25 protein-coding genes and 1 pseudogene are annotated in these 24,752 nt (G+C 55.6%); 21 read left to right on the top strand and 5 right to left on the bottom strand.

Annotated elements, in window-relative coordinates:
• The first annotated feature begins 30 nt into the window (after positions 1-30).
• Positions 31-771 carry an SDR family oxidoreductase gene (locus KGP25_RS06135; RefSeq protein WP_223540120.1) on the top strand — a complete coding sequence of 247 codons (741 nt, stop codon included), beginning with the start codon at positions 31-33 and terminating at the stop codon, positions 769-771.
• 33 nt (positions 772-804) lie between these two features.
• Positions 805-2,499, top strand: coding sequence for a thiamine pyrophosphate-binding protein (locus KGP25_RS06130; protein WP_223540119.1), 1,695 nt, complete (start codon positions 805-807; stop codon positions 2,497-2,499).
• Positions 2,500-2,532: 33 nt separating this feature from the next.
• Here the strand turns inward: KGP25_RS06130 and KGP25_RS06125 are convergent, their stop codons facing one another.
• Positions 2,533-3,231, bottom strand: coding sequence for a GNAT family protein (locus KGP25_RS06125; protein WP_223540118.1), 699 nt, complete (start codon positions 3,229-3,231; stop codon positions 2,533-2,535).
• Positions 3,232-3,432: 201 nt separating this feature from the next.
• On the opposite strand from KGP25_RS06125, the gene KGP25_RS06120 reads away from it, so the two are divergent.
• The 5 genes from KGP25_RS06120 (at position 3,433) to KGP25_RS06100 (ending at position 8,465) form a co-directional block, all read left to right on the top strand.
• Positions 3,433-5,001 carry an ABC transporter substrate-binding protein gene (locus KGP25_RS06120; protein WP_223540117.1) on the top strand — a complete coding sequence of 523 codons (1,569 nt, stop codon included), beginning with the start codon at positions 3,433-3,435 and terminating at the stop codon, positions 4,999-5,001.
• A gap of 97 nt (positions 5,002-5,098) precedes the next feature.
• Entirely contained in the window at positions 5,099-6,112 is a 1,014-nt protein-coding gene (locus KGP25_RS06115) for an ABC transporter permease (RefSeq protein WP_048026918.1), read from the top strand.
• The gene (locus tag KGP25_RS06110; RefSeq protein WP_063621074.1) at positions 6,112-6,945 is read left to right on the top strand and encodes an ABC transporter permease; all 834 of its coding nucleotides are present in this window, start codon (positions 6,112-6,114) and stop codon (positions 6,943-6,945) included. Before KGP25_RS06115 ends, KGP25_RS06110 begins: the two co-directional genes overlap by 1 nt.
• Positions 6,938-7,774 carry an ABC transporter ATP-binding protein gene (locus KGP25_RS06105; RefSeq protein WP_223540116.1) on the top strand — a complete coding sequence of 279 codons (837 nt, stop codon included), beginning with the start codon at positions 6,938-6,940 and terminating at the stop codon, positions 7,772-7,774. Before KGP25_RS06110 ends, KGP25_RS06105 begins: the two co-directional genes overlap by 8 nt.
• Positions 7,761-8,465 carry an ABC transporter ATP-binding protein gene (locus tag KGP25_RS06100; RefSeq protein ID WP_223540115.1) on the top strand — a complete coding sequence of 235 codons (705 nt, stop codon included), beginning with the start codon at positions 7,761-7,763 and terminating at the stop codon, positions 8,463-8,465. The genes KGP25_RS06105 and KGP25_RS06100 overlap by 14 nt, the downstream gene beginning before the upstream one ends.
• A 78-nt stretch (positions 8,466-8,543) precedes the next feature.
• On the opposite strand, the gene KGP25_RS06095 is transcribed toward KGP25_RS06100, so the two are convergent.
• The 4 genes from KGP25_RS06095 to budA all read right to left on the bottom strand — a co-directional run bounded on the left by KGP25_RS06095 (position 8,544) and on the right by budA (position 12,412).
• Positions 8,544-9,017 carry a cold shock domain-containing protein gene (locus KGP25_RS06095; protein WP_045909648.1) on the bottom strand — a complete coding sequence of 158 codons (474 nt, stop codon included), beginning with the start codon at positions 9,015-9,017 and terminating at the stop codon, positions 8,544-8,546.
• Between the two features lie 131 nt (positions 9,018-9,148).
• A complete protein-coding gene (locus KGP25_RS06090) occupies positions 9,149-9,919 on the bottom strand; it encodes a (S)-acetoin forming diacetyl reductase (protein ID WP_023334821.1) in 771 nt (256 codons plus the stop codon).
• 20 nt (positions 9,920-9,939) lie between these two features.
• Positions 9,940-11,619, bottom strand: a complete 1,680-nt coding sequence (alsS, locus tag KGP25_RS06085; protein ID WP_024906953.1) for an acetolactate synthase AlsS — start codon at positions 11,617-11,619, stop codon at positions 9,940-9,942.
• Positions 11,620-11,632: 13 nt separating this feature from the next.
• Positions 11,633-12,412 carry an acetolactate decarboxylase gene (gene budA / locus KGP25_RS06080; protein ID WP_086374961.1) on the bottom strand — a complete coding sequence of 260 codons (780 nt, stop codon included), beginning with the start codon at positions 12,410-12,412 and terminating at the stop codon, positions 11,633-11,635.
• 105 nt (positions 12,413-12,517) lie between these two features.
• Between budA and KGP25_RS06075 the strand changes: the two genes are divergently transcribed.
• The 14 genes and pseudogenes from KGP25_RS06075 (at position 12,518) to KGP25_RS06010 (ending at position 24,641) form a co-directional block, all read left to right on the top strand.
• Positions 12,518-13,399, top strand: coding sequence for a LysR family transcriptional regulator (locus KGP25_RS06075; RefSeq protein WP_045909651.1), 882 nt, complete (start codon positions 12,518-12,520; stop codon positions 13,397-13,399).
• 333 nt (positions 13,400-13,732) lie between these two features.
• Positions 13,733-14,590 (top strand): MurR/RpiR family transcriptional regulator, encoded by an 858-nt coding sequence (locus KGP25_RS06070; RefSeq protein ID WP_045909652.1) that lies wholly within the window; start codon positions 13,733-13,735, stop codon positions 14,588-14,590.
• A gap of 127 nt (positions 14,591-14,717) precedes the next feature.
• Positions 14,718-16,046: an aspartate aminotransferase family protein gene (locus KGP25_RS06065; RefSeq protein ID WP_223540114.1), complete on the top strand. Its 1,329-nt coding sequence runs from the start codon at positions 14,718-14,720 to the stop codon at positions 16,044-16,046.
• Positions 16,043-16,597: a carboxymuconolactone decarboxylase family protein gene (locus tag KGP25_RS06060; RefSeq protein ID WP_175557789.1), complete on the top strand. Its 555-nt coding sequence runs from the start codon at positions 16,043-16,045 to the stop codon at positions 16,595-16,597. Before KGP25_RS06065 ends, KGP25_RS06060 begins: the two co-directional genes overlap by 4 nt.
• 125 nt (positions 16,598-16,722) lie before the next feature.
• Positions 16,723-17,475: a glutamine ABC transporter substrate-binding protein GlnH gene (gene glnH / locus KGP25_RS06055; protein WP_223540113.1), complete on the top strand. Its 753-nt coding sequence runs from the start codon at positions 16,723-16,725 to the stop codon at positions 17,473-17,475.
• Between the two features lie 50 nt (positions 17,476-17,525).
• On the top strand, positions 17,526-18,182 hold the full coding sequence (gene glnP, locus KGP25_RS06050; RefSeq protein WP_024906945.1) for a glutamine ABC transporter permease GlnP: 657 nt from the start codon (positions 17,526-17,528) through the stop codon (positions 18,180-18,182).
• Positions 18,183-18,184: 2 nt separating this feature from the next.
• A complete protein-coding gene (gene glnQ, locus KGP25_RS06045) occupies positions 18,185-18,907 on the top strand; it encodes a glutamine ABC transporter ATP-binding protein GlnQ (RefSeq protein WP_024906944.1) in 723 nt (240 codons plus the stop codon).
• Positions 18,908-18,928: 21 nt separating this feature from the next.
• Positions 18,929-19,960 (top strand): C45 family peptidase, encoded by a 1,032-nt coding sequence (locus KGP25_RS06040; protein ID WP_223540112.1) that lies wholly within the window; start codon positions 18,929-18,931, stop codon positions 19,958-19,960.
• Between the two features lie 232 nt (positions 19,961-20,192).
• A complete protein-coding gene (locus KGP25_RS06035; protein WP_223540111.1) occupies positions 20,193-20,648 on the top strand; it encodes a hypothetical protein in 456 nt (151 codons plus the stop codon).
• A gap of 377 nt (positions 20,649-21,025) precedes the next feature.
• A complete protein-coding gene (locus KGP25_RS06030) occupies positions 21,026-21,934 on the top strand; it encodes an HNH endonuclease signature motif containing protein (protein WP_223540110.1) in 909 nt (302 codons plus the stop codon).
• A gap of 261 nt (positions 21,935-22,195) precedes the next feature.
• Positions 22,196-23,026, top strand: a complete 831-nt coding sequence (locus KGP25_RS06025) for a hypothetical protein (RefSeq protein WP_223540109.1) — start codon at positions 22,196-22,198, stop codon at positions 23,024-23,026.
• A 412-nt stretch (positions 23,027-23,438) separates the two neighbouring features.
• Positions 23,439-23,745, top strand: a pseudogene (locus KGP25_RS06020) (type II toxin-antitoxin system HigB family toxin).
• A complete protein-coding gene (locus KGP25_RS06015) occupies positions 23,742-24,161 on the top strand; it encodes a helix-turn-helix domain-containing protein (protein WP_223540108.1) in 420 nt (139 codons plus the stop codon). Before KGP25_RS06020 ends, KGP25_RS06015 begins: the two are co-directional and overlap by 4 nt.
• Before the next feature lie 69 nt (positions 24,162-24,230).
• The gene (locus KGP25_RS06010) at positions 24,231-24,641 is read left to right on the top strand and encodes an Imm63 family immunity protein (protein WP_223540107.1); all 411 of its coding nucleotides are present in this window, start codon (positions 24,231-24,233) and stop codon (positions 24,639-24,641) included.
• Positions 24,642-24,752 lie beyond the last annotated feature (111 nt).

Raw genomic sequence — 24,752 nt, 5'->3', positions numbered from 1 at the left:
TTTTGCATCACTCAATAGCGAGATAAGATCATGAATAATAGTGCAAACAAGGTTGTTGTCATTACCGGTGCCAGCAGCGGTATTGGTCAGGCGATTGCCCTCCATTTAGCGAATAACGCGTTTTCGCTGGTGCTGGTGGCGCGCCGTCTGGACAGAATTAATGCCCTGGTGGATCAGATTATTCAGCAAGGCGGCAAGGCTATTGCCGTCAAGGCCGATGTCACCCGTCAGGAAGAGGTTCAGCACGCCATTGACGCTGCCGTTGCCGCCTACCAGCGCGTGGATGTGCTGATCAACAACGCGGGCTTTATGGCTATCGCCCCGCTTAGCGAGCTGAAAACCGACGAATGGGACAAGATGATTGATACCAATCTGAAAGGGGTACTGTACGGCATCGCTGCCGCTTTCCCGGTGTTCCAGCGTCAGGGCAGCGGGCATTTTATTAACGTTGCCTCCGTCGCGGGCATCAAGGTGCTGGCGCCTGGCGGCGTGGTGTACAGCGCCACGAAATTCGCCGTCCGCGCGCTGAGTGAAGGCTTACGTCAGGAGGCGGGTAAAACCCTCCGCACGACGCTTATTTCGCCCGGCGCCGTCGAGAGCGAACTGCAATTCGGCAGTTCTGACGAAGAGAGCAAAAAATTTCTCCATGAGTTTTATAAGCAGGCTATTCCGGCTGACGCGATTGCCCGCGCGGTTTTATTTTCCATAGAACAGCCTGGCGACGTTGATATTAATGAAATTGTTGTTCGTCCAACGCAGGAAGAATTTTAGCCTGGGTTAAATAATACTGAATGAGGTGTCAGTATGATTAAATCATTAACGTCCTTATCAGATCTCAATATGCGAACGGGTGCCGATATTCTCCTTGAAGTGCTGGAGAGTGAAGGCGTGGAATATATTTTTGGCAACCCCGGTACCACCGAGCTTCCGCTCATTGATGCCCTGCTTCGCCATGAAAATATTCATTATATTCTGGCGCTACAGGAGAGCACCGTGGTGGCAATTGCTGACGGCTATGCGAAAGCCTCAGGCAAGACCGGTTTTATCAATTTGCATACCGCCAGCGGTCTGGGGCACGGCATGGGGAATCTCATTAATTCGCGGATCATGAAAACCCCGCTGGTGGTCACCGTTGGACAGCAGGATACGCGGCACTACGTCCGCGATCCGCTGCTGTATGATGATATTGTTTCCATTGGCTCCCCGGTCATGAAATGGGCGCAGGAGGTCACCAGCGCCGACCAGCTCCCGGTGCTGGTGCGCCGCGCGTTTCACGCTGCCAGCTATCCTCCGGCTGGTCCGGTGCTGCTCTCTCTGCCAATGAACGTGATGGAAGAGCTGAGCGACGCCGGGATACAAACGGCCTCTAAAGTGAACTACCACACCGTGGCGGGCTCGCTGGACGAACTGGCCGAAGAACTGAGCCAGGTTACGCCCGGCAGGATCATGATTGTGGCGGGCGATGAGGTGCACTCCAGCGGCTCGACGCATGAGATTGTCGAGCTGGCGGAAGCGCTCAGCGCCCACGTCTACGGCTCCTCCTGGCCGCTGAATTTACCTTTTCCCACTCAGCACGCCCTCTGGCGGGGCAATATGCCCACCACCGCCAGCGAAATCGCCAGCATCATCAACGCCTACGATGCCGTATTCATCATCGGCGGCAGAAGCCTGATCACTATTTTGTACAGCGAGGGGGAGGCCATTCCGGCGACCTGCGCGGTGTATCAGCTCTCGGCGGATATGCACGAACTTGGCCGCACCTATGCCACTCGCCTTTCGGTGATGGGAGATATCAAATTGTCCCTGCACGAACTGTTGCCAAAGCTTAAGCAGCGCCTGATCGCCAGCAGGCTGGTCCACCAGCGGCTGCTGGTTGCGGCCCGCGATGAACGGGAGAAGGAGTGGCAGCAACAGGAGGAACGTCTGGCCGCCGAGCGGCTACGCCCGGCGATCTCCCCGATGGTCGCAGCCTGGGAAGTCATCCGATCCATTCCGGCGGGTACCACCATCGTTGATGAGGCGATAGCGACCGCCAGGCATGTCCGCCGGTTCATCTCTGACCAGCAGCACCAGCGCTACTACTTTATGCGCGGCGGCGGACTGGGCTGGGGGATGCCTGCCTCAGTAGGGCACTCGCTGGGACGCGGACGGGAGCCGGTGGTCTGCCTGATAGGTGACGGAGCCTCCCTGTACTCGCCGCAGGCGCTCTGGACGGCGGCACACGAAAATCTGCCGGTCACCTTTATCGTCATGAATAACAGGGAGTACAACATCCTGAAAAACTTTATGAAGAGCCAGGCTGACTACAGCTCAACGCGGCTGGGGCGTTTTATCGGGATGGACCTGGTGAACCCGCATATCGATTTTCAGTCGCTGGCCACCGCCATGGGCGTCCACTGCTGCCGGGTAACCGAAGCTGCCGATATCGCCGAAGCGGTAGCGCGCGGGCTACAGTCAGGAAAAACCAACCTGATTGAAATCGCGATTTCCGCGGATTAGCCGCGCGTTTACGCTGTACCCTACATAAAAAACTTATAACCGAAACGCCTCAAGACGCTTTATCTGACGCCCGTCGTCGTCAAAATTCTCCGCCGCCAGCCAGGCGCGCAGCTCCGCATCTCTTTGCGGCCATTCGCCGTCAATAATAGAAAGCATATCGCTGTCGCGGTTGCGCCCTTTGCGCACCAGCTTCTGGCGCAGACGCCCTTCCCAGACAAACCCCAGCCGCTCCGCCGCCCTGCGTGAGGCAACGTTCATCGAATCGCACTTCCACTCCAGCCGCCGGTAGCCGTGCTCAAACGCATTTTTCAGCAGCAGCCACACCGTTTCAGTGCCGATGCGGGAACCTTTCATTTTACGCGACCAGGTGACGTGTCCTATCTCCACCGACCCCAGCAGCCGCTCATTGGCCATATAGCTCACCAGCCCCACCGCCCGTTCGGTGCGTAAGTCAATGACGGCAAACGGCACTAGCTCATCATCCATGACCTTCGCCATGATCCAGTGCGCGGTGGCTTCCACGCTCGTGGGCTGCGTGCTGGCAAGCCACGTCCAGTCGCTGTCGTCGCCCAGCGCGTAGGCCTCATAGAGATCGGCCGCGTGGCGATCGGCGTCCAGCGGCTCCAGGCAGCAATACTGGCCGAACAGCGGCGTGCGGGTTAACGCGCGCGCGCCTTTCCAGTTGGGAACGATATCGTTAACGGTTTGACCATGTTGATTGATTTCGGGCACGGCGGTGACTCCCTGAAAGGTAAGGCATTTGTTATAGCAGGTTAAAAAGCGCGCGAAAAGCAGCGTGTTTTAATAGCCCGAGCGCATGCGATATTCCCGGAAGGCATAAGTAAAGCTGAATTTCGACTTTGTGGAATGTCACAGTCGCCCTAACGTAGCGGAGCATAAAACAATCACAATATATTCTTCTCAGGGATCGCTATGACAAAAAAACTGTTGCCGTTACTGGTGCTGGCTGCGCTCTCAGGCGCAGCCCACGCCGCTACTCCGCCCAACACGCTGGTGGTTGCCCAGGGGCTTGATGATATCGTGAGCCTCGACCCGGCAGAAGCCAACGAGCTCTCCAGCATCCAGACCGTGCCGAGCCTGTACCAGCGTCTGGTACAGCCGGACCGCGATAATCCGGAAAAAATCACGCCGATTCTGGCAGAAAGCTGGGAAGCGGACGCGGCAGCAAAAACCCTGACCATCAAGCTTAAACCCGATGCGAAATTCGCCTCCGGCAACCCGCTGCGCCCGGAAGACGTGATCTTCTCTTATACCCGCGCCGTGACGCTGAACAAATCCCCGGCCTTTATCCTCAACGTGCTGGGCTGGGAGGCGAGCAACATCGCCAGCCAGCTGAAAAAGGTGGACGATCATACCCTCCAGCTTCACTGGACGGCGGACGTCAGCCCGTCGGTGGCGCTGAATATTCTCTCCACGCCGATTGCCTCTATCGTCGATGAAAAAGAGGTCGCCGCGAACGTGAAGGATAATGACTTCGGTAACGCGTGGCTGAAAATGCACTCGGCTGGCAGCGGCGCATTCAAAATGCGCGTCTATCAGCCGCATCAGGCCATCGTGCTGGAAGCTAACGACTCCGCGCCCGGCGGCGCGCCGAAGCTCAAAAGCATCATCATTAAAAACGTCCCCGATCCGGCTTCACGCCGCCTGCTGATCCAGCAGGGGGATGCGGACGTGGCGCGCGATCTGGGTGCAGACCAGATTAGCGCCCTGGACGGCAAGCCGGGCGTGAAGGTGCTGAGCATTCCGTCCGCCGAGCAGAATTACCTGGTGTTTAACACCGGCAACAGCGCCAATCCGCTGCTGAATAACCCGGCCTTCTGGGAAGCGTCGCGCTGGCTGGTCGATTATGACGGCATCACGAAGAACCTGCTGAAAGGCCAGTATTTTGTTCATCAGAGCTTCCTGCCGGTCGGCCTGCCGGGCGCGCTGGAAGATAATCCGTTTAAATTTGACCCGGCAAAAGCGAAAGCCATTCTCGCCAAAGCGGGCATTAAGGACGCACACTTCACGCTGGACGTGGAGAACAAGCCGCCGTTTATCACCATCGCCCAGTCGATGCAGGCGAGCTTCGCTCAGGATGGCGTGAAGGTGGATCTGCTGCCTGCCGCCGGGAGCCAGGTCTATGCCCGCGTGCGCGCTAAGCAGCATCAGGCGGCGATCCGTCTGTGGATCCCGGACTACTTCGATGCGCACTCTAACGCCAGCGCCTTCGCGTGGAACGACGGGAAGTCCAGCACCGTGGCCGGCCTGAACGGCTGGAAAATCCCGGAACTGAACAAGGCCACGCTGGCGGCGGTTGCCGAACCGGATCCGGCGAAGCGTCTGGATCTGTACAAGAAAATGCAGGAACAGCTGCAGCAGAGCTCGCCGTACGTGTTCGTCGATCAGGGCAAAACCCAGATCGTGGTGCGCGATAACGTGAAGGGGTATCAGCAGGGGCTGAACGCGGATATGGTCTGGTACGATCGCGTCACGAAGTAGCCCTTGTTGCCGGGTGGCGCTGCGCTTACCCGGCCTGTGTTCTCTGTTTTTGTAGGCCGGGTAAGGCGAAGCCGCACCCGGCATGAAGAGATTTCCCATGCCACATCTTTCCACCCGCGTGCTTCAGGGTCTGCTGACCCTGCTGCTCACGCTCTTCGGGCTGCTGCTCGTCACGTTTGCGCTCTCGGCGTTTTCACCGGTCGATCGCGTGCTGCAGATCGTCGGGGATCACGCCAGCCAGTCGACGTACGATCAGGTTCGCCACCAGCTTGGGCTGGATCGTCCCCTGCCCGTGCAGTTCTGGCACTACCTGCAAAACCTTGCCCATGGTGATTTGGGCACCGCCAGCGCCACCGGGCAGCCGGTGCTGCAGGATCTGCTGCACGCCTTCCCCGCCACGCTGGAGCTGGCAACGCTGGCGCTAATTATCGGCACGGTACTCGGCGTGATTGCGGGTGTGCTGTGCGCCCGCTACGCCGGTTCGCCACTGGACTTAGCGATCAGAACGCTCACCCTGCTCGGCAACTCGGTGCCGATTTTCTGGCTTGGCCTGCTGATGCTGGCCCTGTTCTACGCCAGGCTGCAGTGGAGCGCAGGCCCCGGCAGGCTGGACGATATTTGGCAGTTCACCGTCGAGCCACGCACCGGCTTTGCGCTGATAGATACCTGGCTTTCCGGCGATCGCGAGGCATTCCGCAACGCCCTCAGCCACCTGGTGCTGCCGGTGTTGTTGCTGGCCTATTACTCGCTGGCAAGCATTACCCGCCTGACCCGCTCCGCCTGCCTCGGCGAAATGAACAAGGAGTACATCCTCCTTGCCCGCGCCAAGGGCGCCGGGGAGATGACCATTCTGCTGCGCCACGTGCTGCCAAACATTCGCAGTACCCTGCTGACGGTGATTGCCCTGGCCTACACCAGCATGCTGGAAGGTGCGGTATTAACAGAGACCGTGTTCTCGTGGCCGGGCATCGGACGCTATCTCACCACCGCCCTGTTCGCCGGAGACACCACCGCGGTCATGGGCGGCACGCTGCTGATTGGCGTCTGCTTTGTGCTGATCAATAACCTTACCGACCTGCTTGTGCGGGCGACCGATCCCAGGGTGCGCTGATGCCGTTTTATCTCTTCTTACGCCGCCTGCGCCGCTCCCCTGCCGCCGTTTGCGGACTGATTGCCATCGTGCTGCTGGTGTTTATTGCCCTGTTCGCCCCGTGGCTGGCACCGGTTGATCCGAACTGGCAGGACGCCGCCGCGCGCCTGCAGGCACCGACCGGCCAGCACTGGCTGGGCACCGACGGCTACGGGCGGGATCTGCTCTCGCGCCTGATTTACGGCACGCGTCCGGCGCTCGGGCTGGTGGCCCTGGTGACGGTTATTACCCTGCCCGCCGGGCTGCTGGTGGGCATTTTGTCCGGCTACTACGGCGGCTGGATGGAGCGTATCCTGATGCGCTTCACCGACGTGGTGATGTCAATGCCGCGCCTGATCCTCGCCTTCGCATTTGTCGCGATGCTCGGTCCGGGGCTGGTCAACGGCGCGCTGGCGCTGGCCTTAACCACCTGGCCTGCCTACGCGCGGCAGGCGCGGAGCGAGATTCAGCGTCTGCGCCACAGCGATTATCTGGCCGCCGCCGAGATGATGGGGATCCGCGGCCTGCGCCTGCTGGTCGGCCATATTCTACCCCTGTGCCTGCCCTCCGCGATTGTGCGGCTGGCGCTGGATCTGGCGGGGATTATTCTGGCAGCCGCCGGTCTCGGCTTCCTCGGCCTTGGCGCACGTCCGCCCATGGCCGAATGGGGGGCGATGATTGCGGACGGCATGCAGGTCATTTTCGACCAGTGGTGGATTGCCGCCATTCCGGGCGGAGCCATCCTGTTTGCCAGTCTGGCGTTTAACCTGTTAGGCGATGGCCTGCGCGACGTACTGGAGCCACAGCATGACTGAACACCGCGTCATCGTCGATGCGCTGAATATCGACTACCCTGCCGCACGCGTGGTCAACAACCTGAGCTTTACGCTTGGCAACGAGCGGCTGGCGCTGGTGGGGGAATCCGGCTCCGGCAAGTCCATGTCCGCCCGCGCCCTGATGGGTCTGGTGCGTAAACCCGGTATCGTGAGCGCCAACCGGCTTAACGTACTGGGCAACGACCTGCTGACCCTGAACGCCCGCCGCTGGCAGGCGCTGCGCGGCAACGGCATTGCGATGGTCCTGCAGGATCCGCGTTACGCCCTTAACCCCGTCAAAAGCGTCGTCGCCCAGCTTGATGAGGCGCTCACGCTGCATCAGCGCCTGCCGCGCCCGGAGCGTGCGGCGCGTATTCACGACATCCTCCGCGCCGTCGGGCTGAGCGAGAACGTGCTGTCACGCTACCCCGGTGAGCTTTCCGGGGGCATGGGCCAGCGGGTGATGATTGCGATTGCGCTGATCAACAACCCGCAGGTGCTGATTGCCGACGAACCGACCTCCGCGCTGGACGCGCGCCTGCGCAACCAGATCCTCGAGCTGCTGGTGCAGCAGTGCGAAGAACGCCAGATGGCGATGCTGTTAATCAGCCACGATCTGCCGCTGGTGGCGGAGCACTGCGACCGCGTGCTGGTGATGTATCAGGGCGAAAAGGTGGATGAGATGACAGCGAGCCAGCTCCCGCAGGCGACGCATCCGTACACGCGAACCCTGTGGACCTGTCGTCCAGACGCCCATACTTATGGACAGATGCTGCCGACGCTCGATCGTTCACAGCCGTGGAAGGAGGCCAGCGATGGCGCTCGTTGAGGTTAACCAGGTGCAGGTCACCTTCGGGGAAAAAACGGCGGTCTCTGCCGCCAGCTTTAGCATTGAGAGAGGCGAGACGTTCAGCCTGATTGGCGAATCCGGCTGCGGCAAATCGACCCTTCTGCGCGTGCTGGCTGGGCTGCAGCGCGAGTGGCGTGGCAGTATTGCACTGCTGGGAGAAACGTTAACGCCAGGGCGACGTTTTGAAGGCGAGCTTCGCCGCAACGTGCAGATGGTGTTTCAGGATCCGTGGGCGTCGCTGCATCCGAACCACACCATTGCGCGCACGCTGTCGGAGCCGTTAAGCATCCACGGCGAGACGCAGATCGCGGAAAAGGTGGCCAATGCGCTGCACGAGGTGGGGCTCTCCGCCGACGCGGGCAGGCGCTACCCGCACCAGCTTTCCGGCGGCCAGCGTCAGCGCGTTGCCATTGCCCGCGCGCTGCTGCTGCGCCCGCAGCTTCTGCTGCTGGATGAACCGACCTCGGCGCTGGATATGTCGGTACAGGCGGAAATCTTGAACCTGCTTAACCGCCTGAAGGCCGAGCATAAGATGACCTATCTGCTGGTCAGTCACGACGCGGATGTGATTGCCCATATGTCCGACCGGGCGGCCTTGATGGCGCACGGGAAGATCCAGAAGGTGTTTGACCGTGAGGCGATGTTACGGGGCGAGCACAGGATGGGTTAAGTGCGTGCGGCGGTGCCCGGTGGCGCGTTGATGGTTTTTCGTAGGCCGGGTAAGGCATCGCCGCCACCCGGCAAATAATTACTTCAGCAGCTTCACCGTGGCATCAATATCGATCTCATCTTCGGTGAAGATCAGCGTCGTGTTCTGGAAGGTGGTGATCGCCAGCTTCTTCACCGTGCGCATTTCGCCCGGCTTTTTATCAGATTTCGGCTTGATGCTGTTCATCAGCAGCCCCACCGACAGCACCGCATTTTCTTTGTCGATTTTGGTATCCGCGGGCTCTTCTTCGTTGAACACCACGAAGGATTTGATCGAGGTGAGCTTCACGCGCTCGCCTGCGATATAGAGATGTTTGCTTTCGGGGATAACCTTCACCGCGTAGGCGGAAAGGCCTTTGTTGTTGGTGGTTGGCTCGAAGGTCACCGCGGCATCTTTCTTAATCAGATCGGGGTTCGCGACCTTAATCACATGAAAATAGCGGTTGTCGCCGTTTTCATCTTTGATAAATCCAAAGCCTTTATCTTTAAACCACGTTGTGATTGTACCGTTCATCGCTGTTACCGCCTGTCAGATCGTAATGACTAAAGTTTTGCAGCGCGCAGTGTAATGCACAATGGCGGAGGAGACAAAAAAAAGCCCCTGCACGGGTGCAGGGGAAAACTCATGTCAGAGCTTATTAGAATTTAGTTGAACACCATCCCACCATCGATGAGCAGAGACTGGCCGGTCATGTAGTCGGAATCCGGTCCCGCCAGGTATGAAACGCAGGCAGCGACATCTTCCGGTTCGGACAGGCGGCCAAGCGTGATGCGTTTGGCAAAGGTTTCGGTCCCGTAGCCCAGCGGTTTACCCGCCGCCTCGGAGACCTGACGGTCGATCTCTGCCCACATCGGCGTTTTCACGATGCCCGGGCAGTAGGCGTTAACGGTGATCCCCAGCGGCGCAAGATCCCGTGCGGCGGTCTGGGTTAAGCCGCGCACCGCGAACTTACTGGAACTGTAGACGGCCAGCTCCGGGTTGCCGGTGTGGCCCGCCTGGGAGCAGGCGTTGATGATTTTGCCGCCGTGCCCCTCTTTGCGGAACGCGTCAATCGCGGCCTGGATCCCCCAGATCACCCCTTTCACGTTAATGTTGTAGACCTTGTCGACAATCTCCGGCGTGATGGACTCGATCGGCGTGGACGGCGCAACCCCGGCGTTGTTAACGATCACGTCGAAGCCACCCAGCGCGGTGCGGGCTTTCTCCACCGCCGCAAATACCTGCTCGCGGTCAGAGACGTCCACCTTCACGGCGACGGCGTTACCGCCGTTACGGATAATTTCATCGGCGACGGCTCTTGCCGTTTCCACGTTATAGTCGGCGATGGCGACGGCAAATCCATCCTTCACCAGGCGAAGCGCAATTGCTTTACCAATCCCCTGACCTGAGCCTGTTACGAGAGCAACTTTTTGCATTTCTCTGTCCTTATGTTGAGTCACAAAATCTGGCTGAGATGGAGCTGGCCCATCAGCAGCGGGTTATCGCTGTAGTCAACGGGAATGGCCACCACGGCCGGGCCATCCACATCCATTGCCGCACGCAGCGTGGGTTCGAGCGCGTCGGCGCTCTCCACGGCAAAGCCTTTCGCGCCAAAGGCGTCGGCATAGACTTTGAAATCGACCGGGCCGAACTCGACGCCGGAAAGACGCTGGTATTTTTTCTCTTCCTGAATGGCAACCATGTTGTAGCCGTTATCCACCCAGATGATGTGCAGCACGTTAGCGTTGAGGCGCACCGCGGTTTCCAGCTCCATGCTCGACTGCAGGAAGCCGCCATCACCGGAGACCGACACCACCTTGCGGCTCGGGTTGACCAGCCACGCGCCAATGGCCCACGGCAGCGCGACGCCCATGGTCTGCTGACCGTTGGAGATCATCACCTGACGCGCCCGGAAGCTGTAGAGGTAGCGGGCGATCCAGATGTGGAAGCTGCCCATATCCACGGTGAGCGTCACGTCGTTATTGACGATGTCCTGCATGGCCCGCACGATGCGCAGCGGATGCAGGGCAAACTGATTAAGCGAGGCGCCGCGACGATCGAGCAGATCGCGCTGATGCTGGCGGTCGACCAGAATTTCGGAGGCCCGCTGGCTTAGCTCAAGCTTATGGTCGATACGGTTAGCGAGCTGATTCAGGGTTTCGGCGATGTCCCCCACCAGCTCCAGATCCGGCACGTAGTTACGTTCTTCATAGGCTGGCAGCACATCAATGTGCACCAGCGTGGCGTCGCCGCTGTTCCACATGGACGGCTCGTACTCCACCGGGCTGTAGCCGATGCAGATAATCAGATCCGCCAGATGGAGCAGCCGGTCACCCGCCTGGTTATTGAACAGACCGACGCGTCCGGCGAAGCGGGTGAAGTGCTCCTGGTTCACCGCCCCGGCGGCCTGATAGGTGCTGGTGACCGGAATACGGCTTTTCTCCAGCAGCTTGCGCAGCGCGGCGCTGTTGGCGGGCTGGCTCGCCATCAGCCCCAGCAGGATGACCGGGTTTTTGGCCTTTTCGATAAGCTTCGCCACGTCGTTGATGGCGGATTCCGGTGCCGGCCCCATCAGCGCGGGACCGCTGGCGGGTAAAATCGCCCCCGTGGCGGGCTGATCGACAATATCCTGCGGCAGGCTGACGAAGGCGCCCCCCGGCCTGCCGTGCTCGGCGGCGCGAAACGCGTTGGAAACCACCTCAGCAATCGCGTCCGGCGCACTCACCTCCACGGCGTATTTGGTGACCGGGCTGAACATGGCGACGGTGTCCATGCTCTGGTGCACCAGCTTGGCTTTATCCGCCCGCTTCACTGCCCCGCCCAGCGCCACCACCGGGTCGCCTTCGCTGTTGGCGGTGGCAATGCCGGTGATCAGGTTGGAACAGCCGGGCCCGGAGGTCACCAGCGCCACCCCGGCCTTGCCGGTCAGACGCCCTACCGCCGCCGCCATAAACGCCGCGTTGGCTTCGTGACGCACCGGAATGATCTCGATAGAGGAGTCCAGCAGGGAGTCAAAGACTTTGTCGATTTTCGCCCCCGGGATCCCGAACACCTGCTTCACGCCCTGCGCTTCCAGCTGGCCGACAACCAAATCGGCGCCGTGCGCCCACTGACGTGACTGTTTCTCACTGTTCACGGTAGTTCTCCTGTTAGTTTTCGACGGCACGGATCGCCGCATCCAGATTGCTGGGGTGAAGGTTGGCCTGTAAAAACGCGCTGTCGGCGGGCAGGTCGATCATCAACTTGTGAATTTCACCGAAGGTGAGCACGCCGCTCTCCAGCTGGTAGTCGAGCAGATGCCCCCCGCCCTGACGGTCGTCGGTAATGAAATGTTCGTGGTAGCCCGCCACGTTGATGCCCTGCATATGCTGCGGCGTGCGGAACCCGACCAGCACCCCTTCACGCTGGTTAAAGCGGAACACCGGCTGGTCGTCCAGCACGTCGGTCATCGCGCGATACGGCGGCTTCTGGCGCGGTACCGTTCGGGTGTGGGCATGGCGGAAGTTGCCGTCAATGCGCAACGCGCAGAACAGGTTATCGGAGGGGATCTGCTGGTCGATCGCATCGTGGATCTGCTGACGGCTGACCGGCGCATTGAAGGTGATACGGTACTGCGGCTGGAACCAGGTCATCACCGCAAACGGCGTTTTTTGCTCCGGCTTCGCGGCCCGGGCGCTGCCGTCGGCGCGCAGCTGGTACACCTGGCTGCTGAAGGCGATCATTTCGCCGTCCAGCTCGTTGAAGGTGCCCAGACCAAAGTCACCGTGTGCCAGCAGATCGGCGATGGTGGTCTCTCCTTCATACACGCCGCTTAGCAGGGCGCTCATTAGCGATGTCTGATAGATCACGCTGTCAGGATGCTGGGCAGAGAACCCGCGCAGGGTCTCGCACAGACTGGCTTCACAGTCGCAGGCAGATGAATGCACCATCATGCTCGTCCTCTTCAACTTTATTTAGAAAGGTTAAATAAATGTTGACCCGATTCAGCAGAGAGTTCCAATATAGAAACCATGCTGGTTTGAGACGTTTTAGATATGGAACTTCGTTATCTGCGGTATTTTGTCGCGGTAGCACGCGAGCGACACTTCACCAGGGCGGCCGAAGCGCTGGGTATTTCGCAGCCTCCTCTGAGTCAGCAGATCAAACGGCTCGAAGAGGAAGTGGGCACGCCGCTGTTCAGGCGCCTGACGCGGGGCGTGGAGCTGACCGAAGCGGGCGAAGCCTTCTATGAGGACGCCTGCAAGATCCTGGCGCTGAGCGATGCCGCGCTGGAGAAAGCCCGCGGCATCGCGCGCGGGCTGAACGGCAACCTGTCGATTGGCATCACCAGCTCCGACGCTTTTCATCCAAAAATCTTTACCCTGATTCGCCAGTTTCAGGTGCAGAACATGGCGGTGCAGGTTCATCAGGTGGAAGCCAATATGTCGTCGCTGACGACGATGCTGGCAGAGGGCGAACTGGATATAGCCTTCGTGCGCCTACCGTGCGAGAGCAGCAAGGCGTTCGAGTTAAAAATCCTCGACCGGGAGCCGATGGTGGTGGCGCTGCATCGCGATCATCCGCTGGCGGCGTGCGATTCGCTGGCGTTGGAGCAGCTTCGGGATACGCCGGTGGTGCTGTTCCCGCAGGAGGTCGCGCCGGGCCTGTACGACCGGGTTCACGGCTGCTGCGAGCGGGCCGGGATTGACGTGCAGCACGCGCTGCAGTCGTCGCAGCTTTCCTCCTCCCTGAGCATGGTTTCCGCAGGCGGCGGGTTCGCGCTGGTGCCGAAATCCATGGCGGCTATATCTCCGCCGAATGTCACCTATCACACGCTGAGTTCACCGGAGCTTTATACCGACATCGCGCTCTGCTGGCGCCGTTTTGAACGCTCGCGGACGGTGAAGCGGTTTTTGACGATGCTGAGCGAGGGGTGACGGCCGTGCTGCTGTGCCCGGCGGCGCTGCGCTTGCGCGGGCCTACGGTTCGTGTCGCTTTTCTTTTGTAGGCCGGGTAAGGCGTAGCCGCCACCCGGCAATACAAGTCTCCGGTGTTAACTCCAGATATCGTTCTCTGCTATGGCTTAAGAGGACAATTCTGGCGTTCAGGATGGTTTCGCACGTCTGATACCCCTGTTCAGTTCCCCGTTGACTTATTTACGCTGTGTTTTCATCATCCGTTTCCGGGACAACGCGAGTCCGTTCAGTCTGCGAAGATCGAACGTCACTTGACAACAGCAGCGCTAACCTTAAACAGCGGGACTATTTGCTATGAATCCAAGGGAAAATATTGTCAGTACATTCAGTGAGTTGTCTGCGGAATTACAGCGTGCTGCCGAGTTCTCGCTACAGAATACCAATCAACTGGTCGTGCTATCGATGCGTGCCTTCGCCAGTGAAGCCGGTGTAAAACCCGCTACGCTGCTGCGGCTAGCGCAACGATTAGGCTACAACGGCTGGGGTGAACTCAAGGACGCATTCATCGATGAACTCGGGCTGCGCAATGATACATATGTATCCAAAGCCGAGAAGCTGATCGCCAAAGGCACTCAGCCGCAGCTGTATGAAGAGGTGTTTCAGGCGCATCAGGCCAATTTGGCTTTCACACAGCATGAAAACCATCAGGCCATGGAGCAAGCTGTAACGCTGCTGGACGCGGCTGAGAATGTCTATATTTGCGGCTTCCGGGCCAGCTTTCCTATCGCCTGGTCGCTGTTTTATGTCTATCGACTGTTCAATCGGCAGGCGTCGTTAATTGATGGTCTGGCGAGCAATATCGAGGTGTTCACCCGCGAATTAACAGCACAAGATTGCCTGTTACTCACCAGTTTTGCCCCCTATTCCCGTGAGTCGCTCGATGTCCTGCGCGCGGCCCAGCAGGCAGGCGCGACGATCGTTGCCATCACGGATTCTCCCGTCTCGCCATTAGCCCAGGCTGCCGATTGCACGCTGCTGTTCTCTATCGACAGCCCGTCGTTTTTCCCTTCCGTGGTGTCCGGCATGGGGCTGGCCGAGTGTTTACTGGCGATGCTGGTCGCGCGCCATGGTCGAGATGCAGTGAATAAAATCGAAAATGCTGAACGCTATCTTATTAACTCTGGTGCCTATGTGGTGCCCGGGAAACCCTGAAAAATAATTCATTTGCATCCGGCATAAGAAAACAGAATACATTTGAATCAAAATGAAATTGACGTGATACAAATGAATCCTGCATGATGCGCTTCATTAGCACAGCGCATTCAGGAGCAGGACCAGCATGACCCATATCATTCACCGCAGTCTACGCAGCACGCCCGCCGTGGCGGTACGCGCCCAGGGGGCGTACATTTTTGATGCACAGGGAAAACAGTATCTGGATGCCTGCGGTGGCGCCGCCGTTTCCTGTTTAGGCCACGCGCATCCTGACGTGCTGGCTGCGATGCATCGCCAGATCGATCAACTGGCCTATGACCACACCAGTTTTTTTACCAGCGACACCGTTGAGCAGCTTGCTGAACAGCTGACGCGCACGGCGCCTGGCGATCTTAACTATGCCTATTTCGTTTCGGGCGGTTCGGAAGCGGTCGAAACCGCGCTCAAGCTGGCGCGCCAGTATTTTGTTGAGATCGGCCAACCGTCGCGCACCAAATTTATCGCCCGTAAGCAGAGCTATCATGGCAATACCCTTGGGGCGCTCGCGGTGGGAGGCAACGAATGGCGCCGCCGCCAGTTTGCTCCCTTACTGATCGACGTGATCCGCGTTTCGGCCTGCAATGAGTATCGCGACCGCCGCGCTGACGAAACCCAGCAGCAATACACCACGCGTCTGCTCAACGAGCTGGAGCACGCCATTATTGAGGCCGGTCCCGACACCATTATTGGTTTCTGCGCAGAAACCGTGGTGGGGGCCACCACCGGCGCCACCCCGCCTACCCCGGGCTATCTAAAAGGTGTACGCAACCTGTGTGATAAATACGGCATCCTCTACATCGCGGATGAAGTCATGTGTGGCATGGGACGCACCGGCACATTACATGCGTTCGAACAGGATGATGTGGTGCCGGATTTGGTGACCATCGCGAAGGGGCTGGGGGGCGGCTATCAGCCGATTGGCGCAGTATTAGCGAGCGAGAAGATTGTCTCAGCCCTGCAGGCCGGTAGCGGTCTGTTCCAGCACGGGCACACCTACATTTGCCACGCGACCGCCGCGTCCGCAGCCCTGGCCGTGCAGCAGGTGATTGCGCGCGATAATTTGCTGCAGGCGGTCAGGCAACAGGGGGCTTACCTTCACAGCGCATTGCGTGAAGTGCTGGGGGAATTACCGCACGTCGGTGATACGCGTGGACGCGGCTTGTTTGCGGGCGTTGAGCTGGTACGCGATAAAGAGAGCAAAACCCCCTTCGATCCTGCCCTGAAGCTGCATGCAGCCATCAAAGCAAACTGTATGTCACGTGGGCTGATGGTCTATCCAATGGGTGGAACTATTGACGGGCAGTATGGCGACCATATCCTGATCGCACCACCGTTTATTGTCACGCCTGGCCAGCTCGACTTTGTGGTAGACACGCTGAACACCGTGATTCGCGAAGAGACCAGCAAATTATGATCAATCGTTTACCGCCGCTGGCGGAGCATGAGTGGGACGACCAGCAGCGCGCGTTGGCCGAAGAGATAATCAACGGGCCCCGCGGTGCGCTGCTGCCACCTTTCGAGCCGCTGCTGCGCAGCCCAGAGCTTATGGCGCATGCACAACGCATGGGGGAATACCTGCGTTATCGCAGCGCGCTGGGGCAGCGCCTGTCTGAACTGGCGATTTTGATGACCGCGCGGCACTGGTCGCAGCCTGTGGAGTGGGCGATTCATGCGCCGATAGCGCGTGAAAAGGGTATTTCTGCCGCGGCGGTGCAGGCGATTAATGAAAAGCGTCTCCCAGAGGATCTGCAACCGGATGAATGGGCGGTCTATCACTTTTGCAAGGAGTTGCAGGAGCAGCAGAAGGTCAGCGATGCCACCTGGCAGCACGCTATCGCGCTGTGGGGCGAGAAAGGCGTGGTTGACCTGATCGGCATCAATGGCTATTACAGTTTTCTCTCAATGGTAATGAACGGCGCGCAGACGCCGGTACCCGACACCCGGGATGAGATTATTCCCGCATAAGCTTTCGCTTTAAATTTGGCGCATGAAAGTGCGCCCTGCATATCAACATTTTATTTCCCCACCCCGCAGATGTATTTCGCCGGGTGACATTCATGCACGCTACTTCACTGACGCCGAGGGTTATCATGTCTGGATTATTAACTAAATTAAAAGTTACGTTAGCGCTGGTCGCTTGCTCCGCCAGTTTTGTGGCACAAGCGCAGGATAAATTAACGGTTGGCGTTGATACCGCCTTTGTCCCCTTTGAATTTAAACAAGGCGATAAATACGTCGGCTTTGATATTGATTTGTGGAATGCCATCGCAAAAAAAATGGATGTCAGCTACGAATTACGCCCAATGGACTTCGGGGGACTGATTCCGGGTTTGCAATCACGTAATCTGGATGTCGCCATGGCGGGCATTACGATAACCGATGCGCGTAAACAGGTCGTCGATTTCAGCGACGGTTATTATGATGCTGATTTATTAATGGCGGTGAAAAGCAGCGATAATACCATTACTAAATTCAGCGATTTGGCTGGAAAGAAAGTGGGATTAAAGCAGGGAACGGCGGCGGCGAGCTTTATGAAAAGCAAATATAAGGCGAACTATGTTGAATTCCCAAATATCGACAACGCCTATCTTGATTTGCAGGCAGGTAACCTTGATGCCGTGGTGCATGATTCCCCCAATGTGCTCTATTACGTAAAAACGGCGGGTGATGGCAAAGTGAAATCGACCGGCGAGACTGACAGCATTCTGCCGCAGCACTACGGTTTTGCGATGCAGAAGAACAGCAGCCTGACGCCGAAGGTCAACGCTGCACTGCAGGCGTTACGTGCGGACGGAACTTACAACAAGATTTACGTGAAGTGGTTTGCTAAACAGCCAAAATAATCCCGCCAGGTCGGAGCGATCCGACCTCGTTGCATCTTAACGGGTAACATATGAATTTCGACAGTAAATATATTTGGGAGTCCCTGCCGCTGCTGTTGCAAGGACTACAGCTGACGCTGATTATTTCATTATCAGGTTTATTGGGTGGTTTTGTTATTGGCCTGCTGGCGGGAACCTGCCGGGCGCTCGGAGGGAAAATATCAAAAACAGTCTCGTTAGTTTTTGTCGAGTTAATCCGCGGAACGCCTATTATGGTGCAAGTGATGTTTATTTACTTCGCACTCCCCATGGTGTTACCGATTCATATTGACCCGGTAACGGCGGCCATTACGACCATTGTGATTAACTCGGGTGCTTATATTGCAGAAATCACCCGAGGGGCGATCCTCTCGATTAATAAAGGTTTTAGAGAGGCCAGCCTGGCAATGGGATTATCCCAGCGTAGCACGCTATGGCATGTCATTATGCCGCTGGCATTACGCCGTATGATCCCTGCGTTGGGTAATCAGTGGATTATCAGTATTAAAGACACCTCGCTGTTTATTGTGATTGGTGTGGCGGAATTGACTCGTCAGGGGCAAGAAATTATTGCCGGTAATTTCCGCGCGCTGGAAGTCTGGACCGCAGTGGCAATGATCTACCTGCTGGTGACGCTGTGCCTGAGTTTCCTGCTGAAGCAACTGGAGAAGAGGATCCATATTTTATGAGCATGGTTGAATTTAGCGCAGTGTCGAAAAATTTCGGCGCCACTCAGGTACTGCACGACATCAATTTAAAAATTGATGCTGGCGAAGTCGTGGTGATCATCGGCCCTTCCGGTTCGGGCAAATCGACGCTGCTGCGCTGCATTAACAAGCTGGAGGAAATTTCCTCCGGCACGCTGCTGGTAGCGGGAATGCATATTACCGATCCTCACGCTAACGAATGTGATATCCGCCGTGAAGCCGGGATGGTGTTTCAGCAGTTCCATCTGTTCCCCCATCTGACGGCGCTGGAGAATGTGATGTTTGGTCCGGTTCGCGTACGCAAACAGAGCAAAGCCGCCGCGCGGGAACAGGCGCTGGCGCTGCTGGACCGCGTTGGCTTACGCGAACGCGCCAGTCACTACCCATCAGAGCTCTCTGGCGGTCAGCAGCAACGCGTGGCCATCGCCAGAGCCCTGGCGGTGAAACCGAAAATGATGCTGTTCGATGAGCCGACCTCAGCGCTGGACCCCGAATTACGGCATGAGGTGCTGAAAGTCATGCGCTCGCTGGCCGAAGAAGGCATGACCATGGTGATTGTGACCCATGAAATCGGCTTCGCCCGCGATGTGGCATCCCGGCTCATCTTTATTGATGGCGGTACCATTGCCGAAGATGGTCCACCTGATATGCTGCTGAATAGCAGTCGCAATCCCCGCCTGAAAGAATTTTTGCAACACGTATCCTGAACAGAAGTGAATGATAACACTATGAAAAAAATCGACATTCGTGGTTCCGCTTTTGCAGTAGGTCAGGCGCTTGGCGCGTTCGGCCGCGAGGCCTGGCATGCAAAACTGACGCAAACGGCGTTGTGGCAAACCGTTACCGCCATGAAAGACGCAGAACAGACCCGGAGCATGCGTTCGCGGGTCCAGTCTCAGTATCCCCTGATCTGGCAGGAGCTGGAGGGATTGGCCGAGGGCCTCGATGCACCGTTTGATGAGGTGTTTGCCTGGAACTGCCGCGGCGATCTGGTGCGCTCAACCTCTGATGGCTGCACCACGGTAGCGGGAAGCACCGCGGAGGGAGAGCTGATTATCGCGCATAATGAAGACGGTTTCCCGCAGCTTCGCAATGACTGTGCCATCGTCAGCATCACCCCGGATGACGGCCTGGCGTTCACCAGTTTCGCTTATCCGGGATCGATTTGCGGACACACCTTCGCCGTAAACGAAAAGGGCGTGGTGAATACGGTGAATAACATACGCGCTTTGCACCGTCCGGACGGCATGCCGCGCCAGATACTTGCCCGCGCTGCGCTGAATGCCGCCAGCCTTGATGAAGCTATCACTATACTGACCTCATCACCACGCGCCGGAGCCTTTCATCATACGCTGGGACAAATGGGAGACAGCCGGCTGTTTAGCGTGGAGGCGACAGGAACAGGCTGTTCCGTCACGCCGCTGCGGGACGTTTTCGCCCATGCTAATCACCTTATCCACCCTCAGCTTGATGCGGTTGAGCAGGTGATCACGGACAGCTCCCGGTCACGCCAGCAGCGGCTAAACGCCTGGCTGGATACGCAATCTCACCTTGATGGTGCAGCGGCTCTGGGTATTCTTTCAGACCAGCATGATCCCGCGCTCCCGATTTATCGTCTCTCGCCACACGACCCGGATGAAGAGAACACGCTGGCCACGGCCATTTTTACCCTGAGTACGTCGCAGATAAAATGGCAGATATTCACACTCGATCGGCAAAAACCCGTTTTACAGCAGGAATGCCCGGCGGCGCTGCGCTAGCGCGGGCCTACAGGGCTGTGATTTTTGTAGGCCGGGTCAGGCGTAGCCGCCACCCGGCAATGCCCTTCTGGAAGCCGCCTCGCAAACCTGCAAGCAACCTTATGTAATTCAGGGGCATCCCCTTTCCTTCCTTTTTTCACCGCCGTAAAGTGCCTGCGTTGCGGCACATCCGTAACCGGGCGTAGGAACCCGTTAGCATAACATGACATTTTTTGGACAAAGAGGATGCTAAATGGCGACTACCCCTGAATTTTCCTACGCGCTTTCTGAGGAAAGCGCTGTTCATCAGCTCATCACCCACCCCATTTCCGATTCTGCGGATCTCTTCGAACTGGCCGATGCCTGCGCCGCTTACGTAAGCGTACTAGTGGAAACTGACGATGCGGTGACGTTTGCCGCGCTTTGTAAGCAATTACTGGCTGCGCTCAAACGACTGCGCGAGTGCTGTGACTCGGAACTTCCGCCGTATCTGGTTGAACAGCTTATTGCGGGGGAAAAGATTGCTTCCTGCGTGCCGGACTGCTGGCAAGAGACGACGTTGCAGGTGGATTATGCCGTAGCGTTAACGCTGGCGGTGATGGGCGGGACGCTCCCTATAAACGTGGCGAAAGAACTGACCGGACTGCTGCATGATATGGTCTGGCTACTGGCGGAGTTTGTGAAGGAGCCTTATATCGCAGCGCACTGAGATGGGTGATGTAAGGCCGGAGTTCTGCGGGGTAAAAAGCAGGACTTTGGCCTTACTAAAAGAATAGCGTTGTTTGTTGAATGTCCGTTAGGAACGAGGAGCGGAAGTTCGCAATTTTTCTCGTTGTCGATGAAGTTTTAACGAGCCAGTATATCGGCCAAATGATAGCTAGTCGGGATGCATAATGAGTAGCTATTGAATGTCTTCTGGTTAGGCCTGACAAAATCCTAAGGGGAAAGTATCAACCTTTCGTCTTTCTGATTACTTAATGAAAGAGGGTTTTAGGCATCTTTTTATGATAATTTCTGGCAAACTCTTTTTTTGTTTATATAAAAACTATAATATTGCATTCAACTCACCCAAAGGGAGTATTTAACATGGCAATAAATCAAAAAGACATCAAATTGTTGTGGGGGCGTTCCGGAAATCGATGTGCAATTTGTAAGACAGAGTTAACACAGGATAAGAACTCCGTTAATTCCGCATTTACATTGGGGGAACAGGCACATATTGTTGGAGAGAAGGAAGATGCGGCCCGAGGAAAATCGCATTTAACTCTGGATGAAAGAAATAGTTATCACAACCTTATTCTCCTTTGCCCAAATCATCATACGGAAATTGATAGAAATGTAGAAGATTGGCCAGTCGAAAAACTCTATAACGTTAAGTCGACACATGAGTTATGGGTTTCAGAGACTCTTAGTAGAGTTGAAGATAAATTTTTTCTAGCTAAGCAACTTTCAGTAACTTCAATAATTGACTCCGCAGTAAAATATTGTCGTTTAGAAAACTGGCAGAATTGGACTAGCTTTGCATTAGCACCAGAACCGACATGGCCTAAAAATTTACCCGATGATATATTTGAATTTCGGCAAAAAGTCATTTCTGCTATATGGCCCGAAGAATTTGATGAACTACGGAGAGCCACTGAAACATTTTCCATAACACTTAACATAGCCGCTCAAATTTTCATGAGACATTCTTATCTTTATGAAGACACTTACTATCCAGAAAAATTTTATAAAACTGGTGGCTGGAATGATAATTATGAAGAAGACGTTGAAATATATAAGCAATGGATTCAAGAATGTCATGATTGGTTAGTGGAAGCTACAAAATCAGCTAATTGGTTTGCTGATGTTGTTCGTAGAGATATTAATCCCATGTTCTTTGCAGAAAAAGGTCGATTCTTAACAATGGAGGGAGATTTCCTAGGTTTTAAGAGTAAATTACATGTTTATACCAAAGAACAAAGAGATTCACTGCCTGACTCACTTGATCTCTAGTTTTAATTTATTATCAGTTTCATACGAAGTGATGATGCCTACTACTGGCTCAGAGCGGAAAGGCTGGGATATGTCAGGTCTGCTTTGAGCGAGGTGCGGAACTTGGCAATTATTTTCATAGCTGATAAAGGTATTACTAAAATTACATATGTATTAATCAACGGGGAGCAGGCCAGAGGTGAAGAACAGTAAAAATATGTAAAACCCTTATTTTTCTTAGTGGAAAGATGAAAGCATAGGGTCCAAAATACGGAGAGATATATGAACGTATCAATGCCTTGGAGTTTAGCTGGACGCCTTTTAAAGTGGATATGGGGCAAAATTACTCGGTTATGGTTACTAAAGACCTATCAAAAATCTCATGAGTACAAAGCTAGTCGCCTTCGGTTAGGAGCGCGTTGGGAACCACTTGGTGAGCACCTAGAGTACTCGTTGCGGCTTTCTAGTCCTGCCGATCATGAAACGGTAAAATCCTGTATAGCGTTTCGGGCAAAAGAAATTCTAGTAGAGAATGTTAAGCTTTACTTTGAAGCGTCTGGACACGGTATTCGTTACCAGCAAAGAATTGAGTTGGTAAATTTGGACCAATCTGTCCTGATTGTTTACTTAGATCAAATTCCTCGGCAGGAGCTTGTGGAGGCTTCTGAGCGCGGTATATTCTTTTCAATTACCGAAACGCAGTTCCTTCAATGCATCATTACGTTAGCCGGGGGTCAACAACAGCAACCCTTTGATTCAATAAGGTCCCACCTAACATATAACTGGTTGCTTAATGACAAATGGGTACGACGTTGGGGAGAGTTATGGAACTGTAATGCTATTGAGCATGCGAAAACCGAAATGAAGTCTTACTGGCGTTGGCGATTGGGAGAATTTAAACATTTTTCCCTATACTGTGCTGGGCTCGGGCCTTATCCCTGGAATGGAATATTACGCAAAATCCTGTGCAAGCTTTTGATCAACAACCATATTATTACAGTACAGTTCTGGCTGGCGGTACATTCTGGGCGGTATGTTCTTGGAGATGGAAAACTGAAGCTTAATCAGCGACGAATTAGAAAAGTAAAGTCCAGCAAAGCTTCGAACCTTTGAACTGAGTTGCGTTGTTCATTCCAAATCCTAGGCGCTGGGGGACTGACAAAGATATTACCGTTGATCTGCTCCCCTTAAACGAATGCAGCATGATGTTAGGAACTTCCGCTTCTGGCACAATGCGGACTCATCTTTCACACACTTCCATAAGATATTGTTAGTAAAACTAGCCTCCACCAGACTCCTTTTCAGCAAACAATTTCTGAATACGCTACGCAAATCAATCAAATTTCCCTGGTCGAGCGATACCTCCCCCTTTAATCTCAAGCCACCCCAACTTAACGTGCTCGAACGCTCTACATGAGCATAATTATCAAGAACATGTAGGAGCTTCATTTCCCCCGCAGTTTCCACATTGTCAACTCACCAATCACCACCTATAATGTTTCCATCCTGGAAACAATGGGCATGGATGCACGTAGTCTCAAGAGCGCCTTTCGATACGGCGACCAGACATTTTCCCAATCAAGCACTCGCCCTGGACGATCTTTACCGGGTACTAAAGAAGGAACACTACTCGTCACCAGGCGACATGCGAAAGCGCTTTCCCAGCCTAGACCGGATGAAATACCGGGAAAAATGATGGGTCATCGATGTGGGCGCGGACATTTAAGAGTAATGTTTTTTCCTGATTTTGAGCGGGGAAAGATCTTCATCAAACACATCAGCACGCAGAGTATGACAAGCTCACGGACTACCACCGGGGAACGAAAGAATGAATTATGCAGCAGCCATCAAAGCGGCAAACGAGCTGACTAACGAGCTTCCCTTCCTGGGCTCAAGCCCGTCGCGACAAGATTACGAGGATGCTCTGGCGATGGTGGAACATCTTATTGAGCACGACCCCTATAGCCCGCTGGTAGAGATGCTTACCGCGAAAATCGATAAATACGAAAACGAGTCTCCGGAGTTTGCAGAATTTAACGCGCGTGTTGCCCGCATTCCGTCAGGCGTTGCGTTATTACGAACGTTGATGGATCAGTACCAACTCACTCAGAGCGATTTCGAGAATGAGATTGGTAAGAAGTCTCTGGTGAGTCGGATCCTTAATGGACAGCGCACATTGACCCTGGATCATATGCGGGCGCTGGCGAAGCGTTTCGGTTTGCCTGTGAGTGCGTTTGTGGGGAAGTGATCGTAAGCAGACTCTATGCACACATTCTGCGATAAAGAGTGGTTCACATAAAAGAACAAAGGAATGCTGATGAAAACGATAGAAGAACTACGAAACGAGCTTCTAAAAATAGGTGAGCAACTTGGGGGAGGCACAAGACCAAATCATTACTTCTTTATCCCTGACCAACCTGATGGGGTTGCAACTCCCTATCTGGAAATTCATGGGAAAGAATATCATTTTATCATCAGTGAAAGGGGTCTTGAAATACAGCGAAAAGTAACGCTCAGTGACGATGAAATTCTTTATTGGTTTGTGGAGAGTGCCGTGGCGGGGCTGGCCTCAACCTATGCAGCAAAACATTCATCTGAACGGGAATTCAGAGAGGTTTATTTCAGAAAGGAATACAGTTCAATGCTCTCAATCAAGCCCGAATGGGCAACAAGAAAGCGCAAAGAAATCACTCAGCTTCTCCATTCGCAAAGAAGCGAACATCGTTAACCCAACCGGCTCGTTACATTTACTGCCCTATCCCCCTCTCTTTTCCTGGTGATTGCCTGCAGCACGCCATCTGATACTCTGGCTGCACTCAAGGAATGACAAGGAAGAGAA

Source organism: Enterobacter sp. JBIWA003, assembly GCF_019968825.1.
Lineage (GTDB): Bacteria > Pseudomonadota > Gammaproteobacteria > Enterobacterales > Enterobacteriaceae > Enterobacter > Enterobacter quasiroggenkampii.
The sequence above is the reverse complement of the archived record's forward strand: the minus strand, read 5'-3'. Positions and strand labels throughout refer to the sequence as shown.